Below are 15,960 nucleotides of genomic sequence, written 5' to 3'. Positions count from 1 at the left end.
GGAGGATCACGCGTGCTTTCTCGGGTTCCCCACGTCGCGTGGGTCGCGCTCCTCGGAGCGGTGCTCTACCTACCGATGCTGGGCTCGTTCGGTCTATGGGACCCGGCGGAGATCCAGCACGCCGACGTGGCTCGCGAGGTCGCCGAAAAGGGCAGCTTCCGCGACGTGACGGTGGACGGGCGCTATGGGCCGCGCCCAGTGCTCTACGTGTGGCTCGTGGCCGCCGGCTTCAAGGTCCTCGGGGTGAACGAGCTGGCGGGGCGCCTCCCCCTCGCGCTCTGCGGCATCCTGGCCCTGCTCCTCGCCTACCGCCTGGGGCGCCGGCTGCTTGCCCCGGGAGCCGGCCTCGGCGCCGCCTTCGTCCTCGGCACGACGCCCCTCTTCCTCTTCCAGGCGCGGCAGCTCACCAGCGAGATCCCCTACTACGCGGCGCTCCTGGCCACGATCGGGGGCTTCGCCGCCTACCTCTGGCCCGCCGATGGGAAACGCCGCCGGATGGACCTGGCCCTCTTCTGCCTCGGCCTCGTGGCTGCCGTGCTGGCCCGCGGGCTCCTGCTCGGCGGCCTCTTCCCGCTCGTCTGCGTCGGGCTCGCGCTGGCTCTCGGGTGGCGCACCGAGAACCGCCCCGGCGAGGAGGGCCTCTGGCCCTGGGCCGACGGACCGGACCTGAAGCCCGAGGAGAGCGTGGGCGAGGCCTTCCGCAAGGCGCGCCTGCCGCTGCTCGCCGCCCTCGCCGTCGCCGCGGGGCTCGTCGCGCTGGCGCTCCGTACGCTCAAGGGGGGGCCCTTCCTCCTCCTCGGCGGTGAGCTGCACCGGCTGACGCTCCCTCCCACCTTCGAGATCGCGCTCCGGGACCTCGGCTTCGGCCTCTTCCCCTGGGTCGGGGTGGCGCCGATCGCCCTCTTCCTCTTCGTGGCCGCGCAAGGGACTCGCTCCGAGGAGCGCGGCCGGGACGCCTTCGTGAAGCTACTCCTCGTCGTGCTCGTCATCGTGGGCTACATCGCGGCGGTCTTCTGGGAAGGGTACCTGGGCAAGACCCGCTTCCCCGCCCTCCCCTTCGTAGCCATCGCGGTGGGGATCTTCGGCTACGAGCGCTTCACCCGGCCGCTGAGCCGCCCCCTCTGGGGGCTCGTCGCGGCGCTCATCATCCTCGCCTTGCACCTGGACTTCTTCGGCAACCCCGACACCCTGTCGTTCAGCCACCTCCTCGGGGCCAGCGCGAAGTTCCCCTCGGAGCTGAACCTCAAGGCCGAGCTGCGCGCCTTCGGCCTGGCCGCGGCGCTCGCCGCCTTCTTCGCCCTCGGCGGCACGCCCCGACCGATCGGCCTCGATTTCTCGCGGCGCTGGGCCGGGCGCCTGGCCCGCCCCTTCGCCCGCGCACTGAACTTCTTCGGCGACTGGCTGCGCGGCTCGGGCGGCGAAGCGGGCGAACGCTACTGGCTCTTCGGCGGGGGCGTGGGCCTGGTCTTCGCCGGGTGGTGCGCCTTCTATTTGACTCCCCACCTCTCGCTGCACATGTCGAACAAGGCGCTCTTCGAAACCTACCACGCGTGCAAGGGGTCGAGCGACCGCCTCGCGCAGTACCAGGTCTCCGGGCGCGGCGCCGCGTACTACAATCACGGCCAGGTGGACGAGGTGACGAGCCAGGACAACCTCTTCGCCATGCTCCGCAAACCCGAGCGCAGCTTCGTGCTCATCCCGACGAGCCAGCTCGGCGCCATCGACCAGGCCGCGCGGCAGACCAAGCTGCCCTACTACGTGCTCGACGATCGCAACTCGCAGTACACCATCGTCTCCAACCTGCTCGGGGGGCGCTGCGACAAGGATCTGAACCCGCTCCGACGACTCATCCTGAGCCAGCGGCCCACGCCGAAGCGCGCCGTGACGGCGAGCTTCGAGGGGAAGGTGAAGCTCATCGGCTACGACGTGCCGGACAGCGTCACCCGCGGGGGAAAATTCAAGATCACGCTCTACTTCGAGGTCCTCGACCGGCTACCGGCGGGCTACAAGCTGTTCGTGCACTTCGACCAGCCGGCCAGCCGCTTCCACGGGGACCACGAGCCGCTCGGGGGCAAGTACCCGACCCAGTACTGGCTCCCGGGAGACTTCGTGGTCGACCCGCACGAGGTGGAGATCCCCATCCTCACCACGCCGGGCGGCGACTACCAGATCTACGTCGGCTTCTGGCAGGGGGACAATCGCCTGAAGGTCACCGAGGGGCCGAACGACGGCGTGAACCGCGTCCCCGTCGGCGTCCTGGTCGTCCGCTAGCGAGGGTCGCAAGAGGCTCGACCTTTTTGCCTTGCGGCGCCGCGCGCGGCTTTGGTAAGACGGGCTCCCCTTCAGAAATCGGTTGAGGAGTTGGCCGCATGGTGTCGCGGAAGAAGGATCGGCGTGAGCGGGATGGGTCCGTGGCGGGCGAGGATCGGCGACAAGGCCGGGACCGCCGAATCTGGCAACGGGTGCTGGTGGACATGGAGGTGGACTATCGCTGCGAGGACACATTCCTCTTCGCGTACATCACCGACATGAGCGCGATGGGGATCTTCGTGCGAACGAACAACCCCGAGCCGCCGGGCACGCACCTGAACCTGCGCTTCACGCTGCCCGGCGCGCAGGAGCCGCTCACCGTCGAGGGAGTGGTCATCTGGATCAACCCCTACCGCCCGGGCGACTTCAACAACACCAACCCGGGAATGGGGGTGAGGTTCGCCCACCTCGACGCGCAGTCGAAGCGTCGGGTGGTCGAGCTCGTGCGTACCATCGCGTATCTCGAAGGCGGCGGGGAAGCGGGCGGCGAGGGTGAAGAGAGCGCGGTGGACGACGAGGACGACCCAGAGCTCTTCGCGCTGGCCGCCGCGACCGCCGACTACGACGCCCGTCATCGCCCCTGCTGAACGTTGCCTTCGTTGGACTGCGGTCCAGCTCGCGAACGCTGATCTGCCACCCCTGCCAGACTGACAGCCTGACCTAGTACGCGCCTTATCGGCACCTTGCGGCGTGTCGCGCCCTCGGCGCCTGCCAGCCTCGCGCGGCCCATACCGCCGCCCACCTCCCCACGCCCCGTCATTCCAGCGAGATGCGCCCGTCCGTCTCGTGGCACGCCGCTCGCATATCCTCGAAGGCGGAGGGACAACACATGATGACAATCGTGGTGGTCGGGTTGCTGGTGATGGTGCTCTTTGGCGGAGCCGCGCTGGCCTTCGCGTTCGGGCCAGACGAGTCCAAACCTTCGGCGCCGCGTCAGGTGACGACCGCGTCGCCGCCGATAGTCCTGTTCCAACCCACGGCCTGGTCCGCTGCTGGAAAGCCGGTCGCCGTGGACACGCTGGTCGCAGAGCTGGAGCGCCACCTCCGAGCCGAGCAACAGGCGGCCTCCAACTTCGCCCGGGACCCGTCGCATCGCACGCTGTGGAGCAGCTAGAAACCTTGACCCTTGGTCGCGGATGGGGAGGAAGACGATGACGACATCCAACGTGGCCGGCGTGGTGCGATCGAGCCCGCTCTTCGCCGGACTCGAGCTGAGCCACCTAACGGAGATCGAACGGCTGGGCCGAACGCTGACCTATCGCCCCGGCGACGCGGTGTTCTTTCTGGGCGAGCCCGCCACCTCGTTGCTCCTGATCGAATCAGGCCAGGTAGCCTTGCGCCTGCCCATCGTGGCGCGCGGCGACCCGACGGAGATCACCCTCGAGGAGAAGGGACCCGGAGAGGTCCTGGCGTGGTCCTCGTTGGTCCCACCGCATCGGCTCACGCTGAACGCCCAGGCCGTCACGGACGTCACGCTGGTCGCCATCGATCGCGCGGCGCTGGAAGAGGTCTTCAAGGACCGACCGAGCCTTCACCTCGTCACAGTCTCGAACCTCTGCCGCGTGATCGGTAGCCGCGTCGCGCGACTCGAGGCGATGCTGATCCGCGAGCTCAACCGCAGGATGGCTGACCTAACCACCGGAGCACCGTGATGTCCGCACGACCGACCCCGCGTCTGCCGGGGGGCGTCGCCTCTCTCGCACTTCTGATCCTTGCGGCAGGCGTCGGGTGCGGCGACATGTACCCCGCCGCACATCTGCCCGGGCACGCTCCCCCCGCCAAGCGCCAGGCCTCGGTCTCCTCGGGAACCGAGTACGTGGTGCCCCCACCCCCCTTCAGCGAGGGGGTCTTTCCCTGCTCGGACTGTCACGCGGATCTGGAGGCCAACGCCACGCCTCGGAAGCTGGAGGAGGAGCACACCGCGATCAAGCTCGAGCACGGGCCGCGGGAGCGCTGGTGCTTCGACTGCCACAACCCGCCCGACCGCGACAAGCTGCGTCTCGCGAGCGGCACGCTCGTGCCCTTCACCGAATCGTACCGGCTGTGCGGCCAGTGCCACGGCGACAAGTACCGCGACTGGCGCGTCGGCGTGCACGGCAAGCGGACGGGGCAGTGGAACGGTGAGCGTCGGTATCTGCTCTGCGCGCACTGCCACAACCCACACTCGCCCCGTTTCAAACCGCTCAAGCCCGAGCCCCCCCCCCACCGTCCGGGCCGCGCACCAACGACACGGAGCCACTCATGAAGCGCACACCTTGCGCGCCCGACTCGCAGAGGTCGAGCACCCCACCGGAGACCGCCGGCACGTCCACGCGGCGCGGGTTTCTGAAGCAGGGCGCCGTCGCCGCCGCCTTGGGCTTCCTCGCGTCGTGCGATGCTGCGACGCGCGAGGCCTTCTTCCAGAAGCACTTTCGCGAGCTGAAGGGGCCAGAGCGCAAGAAGGTGCTCGAGCGGCTCGAGCGCGAGTACAGCCGCGAGTACGGCAAGCCCGTGACCGTCGCCGACACGCCCGCCGCCGAGGGTGTGCTCTTCGGCTACGCGCTGGATCTCTCCCGCTGCATCGGTTGCCGGCGCTGCGTCTATGCCTGCGTGAAGGAGAACAACCAGTCGCGCGACCCCCAGGTGCACTGGATCACGGTGCTGGAGCTCGAAAAGGAGAAGGGCATCGACCTGGCCGAAGCCGACGCGTACTACGACGCGAAGCAGGTGCCTCGAGAGGGGCACTTCTACCTGCCGGTAGCCTGTCAGCAATGTCGTCGACCGCAGTGCGTCTCGGTCTGCCCCGTGGGCGCCACCTGGCAAGAGCCCGACGGCATCGTGGTCGTGGACCAGAACTGGTGCATCGGGTGCCGCTGCTGCGTGGCCGCGTGCCCGTACGGGGCGCGACGCTTCAACTGGGCCGCTCCCAGCATCCCGAAGGGGGAGATGAACCCCGACACGCACTATCTCGGAAACCGACCCCGAATGAAGGGCGTGGTGGAGAAGTGCACCTTCTGCATTCAGCGCGTGCGCAAGGGCAGGTACCCCGCGTGCGTCGAGGTGTGCCCCGTGGGGGCGCGCAAGTTCGGCAACCTCCTCGACCCCTCGAGTGAGGTTCGCTACATCATCGAGAACAAGCGCATCTTCCTGCTCAAGGAAGACCTCAACACGCAACCCAAGTTCTTCTACTTCTACGGGGTCTGAGAGGCGCCATGCAGTTCATCCACTTCATCATCGGCAGCCTCCGACTGGTCACCCGCGGCACCCGCGGGTACTACGTCTGGGTGGCCTTCTTGCTCCTCTGCATCGCAGCCGGCGTCCACGGCTATATCGATCAACTCCAGCACGGCATGGTTCGCACGAACATGCGCGACCCCGTCTCCTGGGGCTTCTACATCGGCAACTTCACCTTTCTCGTCGGAGTCGCCGCCGCGGCCGTGGTGCTCGTGATCCCTGCCTACGTCTACCAGTGGAAGCCCATCAAGGAGATCGTGATCATCGGCGAGCTCCTCGCGGTCAGCGCAATCATCATGTGCGTGCTCTTCGTCTTCGTCGACCTCGGACGTCCGGACCACGTCTGGCACCTCATCCCGTTCATCGGCAAGCTCAACGTGCCCAACTCGATCCTGGCCTGGGACGTGATGGTGCTGAACGCGTATGGACTGCTCAACTTCGTCATCGTCACGCACATCCTCTACCGCGCCTTCATGGGGAGGGAGTACAGCAAGAGGTTCGCCACTCCGCTGATCCTGCTGTCGATACCGCTGGCGGTGAGCATCCACAGCGTCACGGCCTTCGTCTACAACGGCATGCCCGCCCGTCCCTTCTGGAACAGCGCTATCCTGGCGCCGCGCTTCATCGCCTCCGCCTTCTGCTCGGGGCCGGCCATGATCCTCGTGCTGCTCCAGATCCTGCGCCACTACGCCAAGCTCGAGATCAAGAACGAGGCGATCTGGAAGATCGCGGAGCTCATGGCCTACGCCATGTTCATCAACCTCTTTCTCCTCGGCGCTGAGATCTTCCGCGACTACTACTCGGGGACGCACCACCTGCTGCACGCGAAGTACCTCTACAGCGGCCTGCACGGGAGCAAGGTCCTCGTCCCCTACGCCTGGGCCTCCGTGGCCTGCAGCGTCGTCTCCTTCCTGCTCTTCCTGGTCCCGGCGACGCGACGAAACCCGCTGACCCTCAACGTGGGCGCCTTCCTGATCTACTGCGGGGTCTACATCGAAAAGGGGATGGCCCTGGTGATCCCCGGCTTCACCCCGTCGGTGCTCGGCGAGATCTACGAGTACACCCCGAGCCGCACCGAGCTCGAGGTGGCGGCGGGGATCTTCGGCGTCGGCTTCCTCGTCTTCACGCTGATGCTGCGGATCGCGGTACCGATCATGCGCGGGGAGTTCCACCTCCAGTCACCCGAAGGCCAGCTGCGCCCGCGCCGCGCGACGGCCGAGCAGAAGCCGGCGGCGACCGCGTGACAGGGAGACCGGCGTGCGCGGGAGAAGGGTGTTATCCTCAACGCGCGGGCAAGGAGAGACTGCCGGAGAGGACGTGCGGCGCCGCTGGAAGCTTGACAGGCTGAGCTGGAGACTCGGCATCACGGTCACCTCCCTGGTCGGCCTGGCCACCGTGGGCACGGGGGTCATCTTCTATCGCCTGCATTACAAGCAGATCCTCGAGCTGACCCGCCGCCACGTCGAAGGCAAGACCGAGCTCATCCGAAACGCGCTCGAGTATCAGATGCTGCAGGAAGACCGCGGGCTGATCCGTCAGCTCGTGGTGCGCCTCGCCGCGCAGCCGAACCTGAAGCGCGTGATGATCCTCGACCGCAAGGGTCAGGTGCAATTCACCAGCGACCCGACGATCGGTAAGCACCACTTCTCCTTCGCCTCCCCTACCTGCCAGGTCTGCCACAGTCGTCCGGCCAACGAGCGGCAGCACAGCACGGTCCTCGAAACGGCGGGGGGGAGCGTGCTCCGCTGCGTGCAGCCGATCCCCAACCGCTCCATCTGTCACGATTGTCACAACCCACGCCATCGAATGAACGGGGTGATCATCGTCGATTCCTCGCTGGAGCCGACCCGACGCGAGCTCGCGGGCACCATCCGCAAGTTCTCGCTCGGTACGGGAGCCGCCGCGCTGGTGCTCATGACGGGGATCGGTCTCGCCTACCGCCGCACGATCCTCGGTCGCCTCACGCGGTTCGAGCAGACGGCTCGAGCCATCGCGCTCGGGGATCACCGGCAGCGCGTGCACGTGACAGGCAACGACCCGCTGACCCGTGTGGAGGAGCAATTCAACCAGATGGCCGACGCCACGACCGGCCTGCTGGCCGACCTGCGGCGGCAGCGCGCCAGCCTGGAGAAGGTCATGAACAGCGTCGACGACGGCCTGGTGGTGCTGGACCAGTCTCGACGCGTGGTCGCGGCCAACGACTCGTTCGCGCGTCGCTTCCCGGATACCGTCGGTCAACCCCTCGGTCTCACCTGCTGTCAGGGCGCCAGCCCCGGCGACGGGAGCTTCAACTGCGGCTGCGGGCAGGAATGCCCCACCCTCCGCTGTTTTCGCACGGGAGCGGTGCAGATGGCCATTCGCACGCGGAGCCTCGCCGACGGCACGGCGCGACAGGAGGAAGTGCGCTGCTCGCCGGTCTATGACGACCTCGGGCAGATCGCCCTGGTCGTCGAGGTCTGGCGCGACATCACGGACCGGCGCAGCGCCGAAGCTCACCTTGCGGACTACCGTCGCATGGTCTCGCTCGGCGTGCTCGCCTCGGCCTTCTCCCACGAGCTGAACACCCCTCTCGCCTCGATCGCCACGTGCCTCGCGGGGATTCGTCGGCTTCGCCGCGCCGAGGGCGACGGTGCGGATGAGACGCAGGACGCCGTGGCCGAGTACGTGCGCATCGCCGAGACCCAGGTGCAGCGCTGCGGCTCGATCACCGAGCAGTTCCTGAGCCTGGCTCGCGGTCAGTCCCTGACGCGCGAGGTCATCGACCTCCCCTCCTGCCTGGAGGTCGTGGCACGACTCGCGCATCACGCGGCCACGGACCTGGGCGTCGCCGTGGTCGTCTTTCAGCCCGACGGACCGCGGCCCGCGGTGCTGGCCAACGGCTCGGCGGTCCAGCAGGTGCTGCTCAACCTGGTGCTGAACGCGGTTCATGCCAGCCGCCCCGACACCACGGTCTCCCTGACCTGCCGCAGCGAGAACGGCCATGTGGAGGTGGCCGTGCGCGACCAAGGTCGCGGCATCGCCCCGGCAGACGTGCCGCACCTCTTCGAGCCGTTCTTTCACCGGGAGGCGCGGGGCAGCGGGCTCGGACTCTTCGTCTCCATGAACCTGGCCCGGAGCTGGGGGGGGGATATCCAGGTCACGAGCGCACTCGGTCAGGGGAGCACCTTCACGCTCATCTTTCCCGCTTCCCCTACCTGACCGGGGGCACATAATGGGGCACCATGCACGCGGGGAACGGGTTGCGGGAGCGGCGGAATGGGCAGGACACGATGGTCGCGTGGGGGCACCGCTAGTGCCCGCCCCGAGGATTCTGGTCGTCGACGATGACGACACCTTTCGCGCTCTCCTCGCCGCCGAGCTCCGGAGCCGAGGACTGGCGACGACGCCGGCCGAGAGCGCGGCCGCAGCCCTGGCGCTCGTCGAGAAGGAGGAGTTCGAGGTCGCGCTCATCGACCTCAGACTGCCCGACGGAGATGGCCTGGAGCTGATGCGCCGGGTCCGCGAGCTGAGTCCCACCACCGAAACCATCGTGCTGACGGGCCACGGCACGATCGACACCGCGATCGAGGCCATGCGCCGCGGCGCCTACGACTATCTGCGGAAGCCTTGCCCGATAGAGGAGCTCGAGGTCACGATCCAGAAGGCGCTCGAACGTCGAGGCCTCATCGAGCGCAACCGCATCCTCAGCCAAGGCATGTCGGGGCCGGACCCGGGAGCGACCTTCGTAGGCGCCAGCCCGGCCTTCAGGGAGCTCTGCGCGCTCATCGACCGGGTGGCAGTGGCCGACTCGACGGTTCTCGTGCTCGGCGAGACGGGCGTGGGGAAGGACGTCGTCGCGCGGCTGATCCACGCCCGCAGCGCGCGACGGGAGCAGCCCTTCGTCGTGCTCGAGTGCGCGGCGCTGCAGGAGGAGCTGCTCAACAGCGAGCTCTTCGGTCACGAGAAGGGAGCCTACACGGGTGCCGGCCAGGGCAAGCCGGGGCTGTTCGAGGTGGCCAACGGGGGGACGATCTTCCTCGACGAGGTGGGAGACGTGAGCCTGGCCACCCAGGTGAAGCTCCTGCGGGTGCTCGAGACCGGGACCTTCCGCCACGTCGGTGGCACGCGCGAGATCCGGGTGGACGTGCGCGTCATAGCCGCCACGAACCGCAACCTCGCCGAGTTGATGGAGCGCGGCTTCTTTCGTCGCGATCTCTTCTACCGCATGAGCACGATCCGCATCGAGATCCCTCCCCTCCGGGATCGCCCCGCCGACATACCCGTCCTCGCCGAGTACTTCTTGCAGCAACTCAACGCTCGCTTCGGCCAGCATCGCCGCCTCACCCGCGAAGCCCTGCGGTGCCTCGAACGGCACGGCTGGCCGGGTAACGTGCGAGAGCTCCTGCACGTGGTCGAGCGCGCGGTGGTGCTGAGCGAGGGTGAGGTGCTCGACGTCGCGCAGCTGCCGGAGGAGACACGCCGCGCGATGACGTCGCACGATCCAGGCTTGATCTCCCTCGCGGAGCTCGAAAGCCAGCACATCCGGCGCGTGCTCGCTTCCGTCGCCGGCAACCGCAGCCGCGCGGCGCAGGTCCTCGGCATCAGCGAACGGACGCTCTACCGCAAGCTCACCGATCTGGGTCTCGGCGAGGAATAGCGATTGACAGCTCCGGGGCCGACCGGGATAGAGATCCCGCATGTTGCCTTTCCCGCTCCTCGCCTTCGCCGCCCTGGCTCTCTGCGCCTGCTCCGAGACGACCGCGAGCCGTCCCGGCGTCGGGGACGGGGGCGCTGCCGCAGGGTCCGACGCCGTCGTCTCGAGCGACGGCGCGGCGCGGGGGGACGGGCCGGCCGGTCCGCTTCCCGACGGATCGCGAGCCGACAGCGCGGCCTCGGTGCCCTGCGGCGAGTTCGACGGCGCCACGCGCTTCACCTGCGCGAAGGATGGCTGGTCGCGCGGCAAGTGCGTCGCGGGCAAGGGCACCGTCGAGAAGTGCGAGCGCGGCTGTCTGCGCAAGAAGGCGCCCGACGACGACGTGTGCATGGGGACGACCGACAACTGGAGCTGCACGGCGGTCCAGGGGACCTCGAAGGCCGAGAACGGGGACTACTACATCACCTACTTCGGCTGCTGGGTGGACGACAAGGGCGTCTCGCACAAGGACCCGAACGACAACTGCCTCCCCGGCTGCTTCAACCAGGCCAAGGCCGCGGGGCTCTGCCAGTCGAGCTGGACCGGACAGCAGTGCGAGGAGAAGACGGTCTGGTTCACCGCCAACAACGGCCGCTTCCCCTGCCTGAGCCGGCTGCGCATCATCAACCCGGCGAACGGGCGGAAGGTGATCGCCGTGGTGCTCGACGGAGGACCCGCGTGCACCGCCGAAAAGAAGATCGGCCGGGCCATGCTGGACACGAGCGCCCCGGTCTTCAACTACCTCTTCGAGAACGGCAAGACCTGGAGCACGAAGGTCTCGGTGCACGTGGTCGAGGTGGACGGGAAGACCCCGCTCGGGATCGAGAAGTAGCAGTCGACGCCCGGGACGACGCCTAGCGCGACAACTCGTTCGCCAGACCGCCGCCGATCTCACCGAGCGAGAGGTCGTGGTTCGAGATCGCGAGCCGGCCGTCCGCGAACACGTCCGCGAAGAAATACTGGTCGCCGCGCGCGAAGATCAGGCCCTGGATCTTCGGCCCCGAGCTCCCCCGAGGCGAGTAGACCTTCCACACCGGTCGGGCCTTCGTGTCCCGGCGAGCAAACGCTTCCGGCTCGCCATACGAACTCAGTCCCGCCGCCACGTACCGGTCGAAGCCCTTGGGCCACGCGTGGACCCGCCGGAGCCGCAGCCCGAGGGCCTTGGCGACCGCGTGGAGTCGGTGCGCGGACCGGATGGAGGAAACGTCCTGGTAGCCGCTGTGAGAGACCGGGAGCTTCGCCATGGCAGCGTGGTCCGCGTCGAGCACTAGCTGAAGTCGGGCCTGGGCCACCTCGTGGGGGCTCGCCGCGGCCGGCGTCCCGAGGAGCCTGCGCTGAAAGAAGGCCTTGATCGGTGCGGGCACCAGGTGCGCCAGGCTCTTTTGCACCCAGGTGACGAGGGGCGAGGGAGCCCGCTTGGCCCCGTCGGAGCCCGACGCGAGCGCGGGGCTGCTCAGTGCCAGCAGCGTCAGCAGCGCGAGGGCAACGCCCTTGCCGGATCGTCGGGTCATGATTGTTCTCCTGGGAGGCTGGAATGCAAACAACGTGCCTCAGTCAGAGAGGTCCACGGACGAGCCAACTACCTGTAAGCACTTACACGATGGGCCAGCCGGAGGTCGGCGCGACTGGCTAGATGGGCCCCGCGAAGGACCAGGGGGGGAGCCAGGCGCGCCGGCGCGCCCGGAAGGTCCCGAGGGTCAGGGCAGCGCGAGCTTCGCCCGGAGCGCGTCGAGGACGGTCGCCGGGACGAAGGCGGTCACGTCCCCGCCGAAGCGCGCCACCTCCTTCACCAGGCTCGAGCTGACGTAGAAGTTCGTCTCGTCGGTCATGAGGAAGACCGTATCCAGCTCGGGCGCGAGTCGCCGGTTCATCAGCGCGAGCTGGAACTCGTATTCGAAGTCGGCCACGGCGCGCAGGCCGCGCACCACCGCGTTCGCCTTGCGACGAACCACGTAGTCCACGAGGAGGCCCGAGAAGAGATCCACCTCGACGCGCGGCTCGTGGGCCAGCGTCCGCCGCAGGAGCTCCACCCGTTCCTGCGGGGTGAAGAGCCCCTGCTTGGCCACGTTCTCGGCGATGGCGATCACGACCCGGTCGAAGAGGCGCAGGGCGCGACTGAGGATGTCGAGGTGCCCGTTCGTGACCGGGTCGAACGAGCCGGGGTAGATGGCGAGCCGCTCCATCGGGTCTCCTTCGCGTCAGGCGTAGAGGCTAAGGGCGGTATCACCGTAGACGCGGGCCACCTCGAGCGTCAAGCGACCGGACGCGGCAGGAAGCGAGCGGCGACGATCGTGCTCGAAGACCACGAGGCCCCCGGACGCGAGGAGCGGGCCGGCGGAGAGGTCGGCCAAAAGGGGGAGCGGATCGTCCGCGTAGGGGGGGTCGGCCAGGATCAGGCCGAAGGTCTCGTCCGCGGCGGCGAGGCGCACGAGGGCCGCTTCGGCGGGGAGCGGCAGGACGCGGCAACGCGCGTCGTACCCGAGCGCGTGGACGTTCTCGCGCAGGACGCGGAGCGCCGGCCCAGCGCGATCCACGAGCACGGCGCGCTCGGCCCCGCGGCTGAGGGCTTCGAGGGCCAGCGCCCCGCTCCCCGCGTAGAGGTCGAGCACCACCACCCCTGCGAGCTCGAGGCGCGCCTCGAGGATCGAGAAGAGCGCCTCGCGCACGCGGTCGGAGGTGGGGCGGGTCTTCTCGCCGCGCGGAGCCTTGAGCGTGCGGCCGCGGGCCTCGCCGGCGATGATGCGCATGGCCGAGGAGCGTACCTTCCTCCCCCCGCCGCGTCGACCGCGATCCCTCTCGACCGGCGTCGCGTCAGGGGCTACGTTCGGGAGCGGTTCGCTGGCGGGGGATCACGCATGCTCGAGGGACTGACGGATACCGAACGCGGCGTCGTGCTCGGTGCGCTGCTGGCCGGCGAGGGCGGCGCCGGGCCCCTCGCGCGATTGACCGGAGCGGGTGGCGCGCGCTGCGTCGCGGCGTTTCGTCGCGCGTCGCAGACGGACGGGGGGCTACGTCGCCGGTGGATCCGCGAGCTCGTGGCCGAGGTCCTCGCCCCCGTGCCGCGCGAGCTCGCGCAGGTGCATCCGAGCTGGGTGGCCGCACTGCTCGAGGAGGAGCCCGAGGAGCTGCGCGCCGCCGTCTGGCCCGCGCTCTCGCCCGGACTCCAGCACGCGCTCGAGGCGCTCCGGCCGAAGGCCGTCCGCGACCTCCCCGCCCCCCTGCGCCTCGCGCTCTGTCGGGGGCTCCTCGGACCACTCGGAGCCGTCGACCTTTCGGCCGGGGACGAGGTGCCCGAGGTCCTGCGCGGGCTCCACGCGTGGGACGCGGAGCGACTGGCCCGCGCCCTGGCGCGCCTCGGCGTACTCGTGCTCGCGGCGTTCGGACGCCTCGCCGGAGCCGCGGCGGTCGCGGAGGTCGCGGAGCTTGGGGGGCGCCTCGACGAGACGGCGCAGGCGGAGCTGGCCCGGGCGCACGCTGCGGCCGAGCTCCCGCCCGTGAAGGGCTTCGTCCCCTTCGCGAATGGCAGGCCCCCGACCTCGGAACTCCTCGCCTGCCTCGCCGCCGAGTGGCTGGGCTGGTGCATCCCCGATGAGCTCGCTCTGCCGCTCGCGCTGCGCCTGCCGCGAGCAATCGGTCGGTTTCTGGTGGCCGACGGGCGGGAAGCCCAGGTGGAACGGAATCCCGAGCCGGAGCCGTGCGACGAGCCCGCTCGCCCCTTGGCCATCGTCGCCGCAGGCTGGCTCCAGACCGCCGACGGCGGCGCCCCAACGGGAGGATATCCATGACGCGCATCATTCGACGCGGAGAGGAACGCGCCCCCCTGCCACGCCAACCGCGTCCGGGCAGCACCCGCATCGTCCGGCGCGCCCAGCAGGCCGTGGCGCTCGAGGCGGAGCAGCTCCTCGTCGCGGCGCGCGACCGGGCCGATACGCTCTCCGCCCGCGCGCTCGAGGAGGCCCACGCCGAGCTCGCGGAGCTGCGCGCACACGCCCTCGCCGAGGTCGCCGCCCTGCGCGTGGCGGCGGAGGCCGACCGCTGGCAGCTCCTCGCCGACGCGCGTGCGGAGCTGACCGAGCTCGCCCTCGGCATCGCAGCCAAGCTCCTCGGCGAAGAGCTCCGGCTGCACCCCGACAGCGTGACTCGCATCGTGGCCCAGTGCGTGCGCGGCGCCGCGCGGGCGCGTCGGATCGTGGTGCGCGTGAACCCCAGTGACCTCCCGCAGGTGGAAGCCGCGCTCCCCGAGCTCCGCGGTCTCTCCGAGGCCGAGGTGGTGCTCACGGAGTCCGACGGCACGATCCCCGCAGGTGGCTGCATCCTCGAGACCGACGGCGCGCAGCTCGACGGGAGGCTCGAGAGCCAGCTCGCCGCCCTGCGCCGGGGCCTGCAGGGAGAGGTGCCGCGATGACCTCGGACAGCCCGCTGCGCGCCGCGCTCGGCCGCCTCGACCAGCTCACCCCCGTCACGGTGCGAGGACGCGTCACCGCTCTCGTGGGCCTGGTGCTGCGCGCCACTCTGCCCGGCGCGCGCGTCGGGGACCAGGTGCGGATCCTGCGGCAGGGAACCGGCGCTCTGCTCGCCGAGGTCGTGGGCTTCGCCTCCGACGAGGTGGTCCTCATGCCCCTCGGCGACCCGGTGGGCGTGGGCCCCGACTGCCTCGTCGAGGGGACCGGTCGGCCGCTTTCTTTGCGCTGCGGCGAGGCGCTCCTCGGTCGCGTGCTCGACGGGCTCGGACAGCCGATGGACGGCGGCGCCCCTCTCGGGCCGGAGCTCGTGGACTGGCCGGTGGAGCGCCCGGCTCCCGATCCCCTCACGCGACCACGCATCGACCGCCCTCTCCCCCTCGGGGTGCGCGCGCTCGACGCCCTGCTCACCGTAGGGGACGGCCAGCGCGTCGGTCTCTTCGCCGGCTCCGGCGTAGGCAAGTCCACGCTTCTCGGGCAGCTCGCGCGCGGCAGCGACGCCGACGTGTGCGTGGTCTGCCTGGTCGGCGAGCGCGGTCGCGAAGTGCGCGAGTTCCTCGACGAGGCGCTCGGGGCCGGCCTCCCCCGCTCGGTGGTCGTCTGCGCCACGAGCGACGCGCCTCCGCTCGTGCGGCTGAAATCCCCGCTCGTGGCTACGGCCGTGGCGGAGTACTTCCGCGACCGGGGGGCCCGCGTGCTGCTCCTCATGGATTCGGTCACGCGCTACGCCCGCGCGCTCCGCGAGGTCGGCCTCGCCTCGGGAGAGCCCCCGGCGCGGCGCGGCTATCCCCCGAGCGTCTTCGCCGCGCTCCCCCGGCTCCTCGAGCGCAGCGGCGCCGCCGCCCGCGGCTCGATCACCGCCATCTACACGGTGCTCGTGGAAGGGGGCGACATGGAGGAGCCGATCGCCGACGAGGTGCGCGGCATCCTGGACGGGCACGTGGTCCTTTCGCGCGAGCTGGCCCAGCGCAACCACTACCCGGCGATCGACGTGCTGCAGAGCCTCTCGCGCGTGATGCCCGCCGTGACCACCCCCGAGCACCGCCGCGCCGCGGGACGCCTGCGCGAGCTCCTCGCCACCTACGAACGCCACCGGGACCTGATCCTCCTCGGCGCCTACCAGAAGGGGAGCGATCCGCTGGTGGACACGGCGATCGCCAGGATCGACGCCATCCACCACTTCCTGCGCCAGAGCACCGACGAGGCGCCCCCCTTCGACGAGAGCGTGGCCGCCCTCGCGAAGCTCTTTCCCGAGGGACGTAGCCGGTAGAGCGCCGGCCGGTGTTCCAGGCTCCCGCTTCGGAG

Annotated in this window: 16 protein-coding genes; 13 read left to right on the top strand and 3 right to left on the bottom strand. The window is 69.8% G+C overall.

Translation table 11 applies throughout. The features are described from left to right. The first annotated feature begins 12 nt into the window (after positions 1 to 12). The 10 genes from IT371_04955 to IT371_04910 all read left to right on the top strand — a co-directional run bounded on the left by IT371_04955 (position 13) and on the right by IT371_04910 (position 11,027). Positions 13 to 2,271: a glycosyltransferase family 39 protein gene (locus IT371_04955; protein ID MCC6746985.1), complete on the top strand. Its 2,259-nt coding sequence runs from the start codon at positions 13 to 15 to the stop codon at positions 2,269 to 2,271. A gap of 98 nt (positions 2,272 to 2,369) precedes the next feature. Continuing rightward, entirely contained in the window at positions 2,370 to 2,897 is a 528-nt protein-coding gene (locus IT371_04950; GenBank protein MCC6746984.1) for a TIGR02266 family protein, read from the top strand. A 242-nt stretch (positions 2,898 to 3,139) separates the two neighbouring features. Next, the gene (locus IT371_04945) at positions 3,140 to 3,424 is read left to right on the top strand and encodes a hypothetical protein (protein ID MCC6746983.1); all 285 of its coding nucleotides are present in this window, start codon (positions 3,140 to 3,142) and stop codon (positions 3,422 to 3,424) included. Positions 3,425 to 3,461: 37 nt separating this feature from the next. After that, complete coding sequence (locus IT371_04940) at positions 3,462 to 3,962, top strand: cyclic nucleotide-binding domain-containing protein (protein ID MCC6746982.1); 501 nt, start codon at positions 3,462 to 3,464, stop codon at positions 3,960 to 3,962. Then, on the top strand, positions 3,962 to 4,555 hold the full coding sequence (locus IT371_04935; protein MCC6746981.1) for a hypothetical protein: 594 nt from the start codon (positions 3,962 to 3,964) through the stop codon (positions 4,553 to 4,555). Before IT371_04940 ends, IT371_04935 begins: the two co-directional genes overlap by 1 nt. Continuing rightward, a complete protein-coding gene (locus IT371_04930) occupies positions 4,552 to 5,493 on the top strand; it encodes a 4Fe-4S dicluster domain-containing protein (protein MCC6746980.1) in 942 nt (313 codons plus the stop codon). The genes IT371_04935 and IT371_04930 overlap by 4 nt, the downstream gene beginning before the upstream one ends. Positions 5,494 to 5,501: 8 nt before the next feature. Then, a complete protein-coding gene (nrfD, locus tag IT371_04925; protein ID MCC6746979.1) occupies positions 5,502 to 6,767 on the top strand; it encodes a polysulfide reductase NrfD in 1,266 nt (421 codons plus the stop codon). Positions 6,768 to 6,840: 73 nt separating this feature from the next. Next, positions 6,841 to 8,721, top strand: coding sequence for a PAS domain-containing protein (locus IT371_04920; GenBank protein ID MCC6746978.1), 1,881 nt, complete (start codon positions 6,841 to 6,843; stop codon positions 8,719 to 8,721). 79 nt (positions 8,722 to 8,800) lie between these two features. Beyond that, entirely contained in the window at positions 8,801 to 10,159 is a 1,359-nt protein-coding gene (locus IT371_04915; protein ID MCC6746977.1) for a sigma-54-dependent Fis family transcriptional regulator, read from the top strand. A gap of 40 nt (positions 10,160 to 10,199) precedes the next feature. Next, the gene (locus tag IT371_04910) at positions 10,200 to 11,027 is read left to right on the top strand and encodes a hypothetical protein (protein MCC6746976.1); all 828 of its coding nucleotides are present in this window, start codon (positions 10,200 to 10,202) and stop codon (positions 11,025 to 11,027) included. 22 nt (positions 11,028 to 11,049) lie between these two features. Here IT371_04910 and IT371_04905 read toward each other — a convergent pair whose 3' ends face one another. The 3 genes from IT371_04905 to rsmD form a co-directional block, all read right to left on the bottom strand. Beyond that, positions 11,050 to 11,706: a hypothetical protein gene (locus tag IT371_04905; GenBank protein MCC6746975.1), complete on the bottom strand. Its 657-nt coding sequence runs from the start codon at positions 11,704 to 11,706 to the stop codon at positions 11,050 to 11,052. Between the two features lie 186 nt (positions 11,707 to 11,892). Then, on the bottom strand, positions 11,893 to 12,378 hold the full coding sequence (gene coaD / locus IT371_04900; GenBank protein MCC6746974.1) for a pantetheine-phosphate adenylyltransferase: 486 nt from the start codon (positions 12,376 to 12,378) through the stop codon (positions 11,893 to 11,895). A 15-nt stretch (positions 12,379 to 12,393) separates the two neighbouring features. Next, a complete protein-coding gene (rsmD, locus tag IT371_04895; GenBank protein ID MCC6746973.1) occupies positions 12,394 to 12,942 on the bottom strand; it encodes a 16S rRNA (guanine(966)-N(2))-methyltransferase RsmD in 549 nt (182 codons plus the stop codon). Between the two features lie 108 nt (positions 12,943 to 13,050). On the opposite strand from rsmD, the gene IT371_04890 reads away from it, so the two are divergent. The 3 genes from IT371_04890 to IT371_04880 are packed head-to-tail and all read left to right on the top strand — an operon-like array spanning position 13,051 to position 15,925. Next, on the top strand, positions 13,051 to 13,980 hold the full coding sequence (locus IT371_04890) for a hypothetical protein (protein MCC6746972.1): 930 nt from the start codon (positions 13,051 to 13,053) through the stop codon (positions 13,978 to 13,980). Continuing rightward, positions 13,977 to 14,600: a hypothetical protein gene (locus tag IT371_04885; protein MCC6746971.1), complete on the top strand. Its 624-nt coding sequence runs from the start codon at positions 13,977 to 13,979 to the stop codon at positions 14,598 to 14,600. The genes IT371_04890 and IT371_04885 overlap by 4 nt, the downstream gene beginning before the upstream one ends. Beyond that, positions 14,597 to 15,925, top strand: a complete 1,329-nt coding sequence (locus IT371_04880) for a FliI/YscN family ATPase (protein MCC6746970.1) — start codon at positions 14,597 to 14,599, stop codon at positions 15,923 to 15,925. The genes IT371_04885 and IT371_04880 overlap by 4 nt, the downstream gene beginning before the upstream one ends. The last annotated feature ends 35 nt before the right edge of the window (positions 15,926 to 15,960 follow it).

This window comes from Deltaproteobacteria bacterium (assembly GCA_020848905.1).
Classification (GTDB): Bacteria; Myxococcota_A; Polyangia.
Note: the sequence above shows the minus strand (reverse complement) of the source record. Positions and strands in the feature narration are given on the sequence as shown.

Bases quoted from the DNA above. Each gene is read 5' to 3' on its own strand.
- IT371_04950 (MCC6746984.1), top strand. From the start codon at position 2,370: ATGGTGTCGCGGAAGAAGGATCGGCGTGAGCGGGATGGGTCCGTGGCG.
- IT371_04945 (MCC6746983.1), top strand. From the start codon at position 3,140: ATGATGACAATCGTGGTGGTCGGGTTGCTGGTGATGGTGCTCTTTGGC.
- IT371_04940 (MCC6746982.1), top strand. From the start codon at position 3,462: ATGACGACATCCAACGTGGCCGGCGTGGTGCGATCGAGCCCGCTCTTC.
- IT371_04935 (MCC6746981.1), top strand. From the start codon at position 3,962: ATGTCCGCACGACCGACCCCGCGTCTGCCGGGGGGCGTCGCCTCTCTC.
- IT371_04930 (MCC6746980.1), top strand. From the start codon at position 4,552: ATGAAGCGCACACCTTGCGCGCCCGACTCGCAGAGGTCGAGCACCCCA.
- nrfD (MCC6746979.1), top strand. From the start codon at position 5,502: ATGCAGTTCATCCACTTCATCATCGGCAGCCTCCGACTGGTCACCCGC.
- IT371_04910 (MCC6746976.1), top strand. From the start codon at position 10,200: ATGTTGCCTTTCCCGCTCCTCGCCTTCGCCGCCCTGGCTCTCTGCGCC.
- IT371_04905 (MCC6746975.1), bottom strand. From the start codon at position 11,706: ATGACCCGACGATCCGGCAAGGGCGTTGCCCTCGCGCTGCTGACGCTG.
- coaD (MCC6746974.1), bottom strand. From the start codon at position 12,378: ATGGAGCGGCTCGCCATCTACCCCGGCTCGTTCGACCCGGTCACGAAC.
- rsmD (MCC6746973.1), bottom strand. From the start codon at position 12,942: ATGCGCATCATCGCCGGCGAGGCCCGCGGCCGCACGCTCAAGGCTCCG.
- IT371_04890 (MCC6746972.1), top strand. From the start codon at position 13,051: ATGCTCGAGGGACTGACGGATACCGAACGCGGCGTCGTGCTCGGTGCG.
- IT371_04885 (MCC6746971.1), top strand. From the start codon at position 13,977: ATGACGCGCATCATTCGACGCGGAGAGGAACGCGCCCCCCTGCCACGC.
- IT371_04880 (MCC6746970.1), top strand. From the start codon at position 14,597: ATGACCTCGGACAGCCCGCTGCGCGCCGCGCTCGGCCGCCTCGACCAG.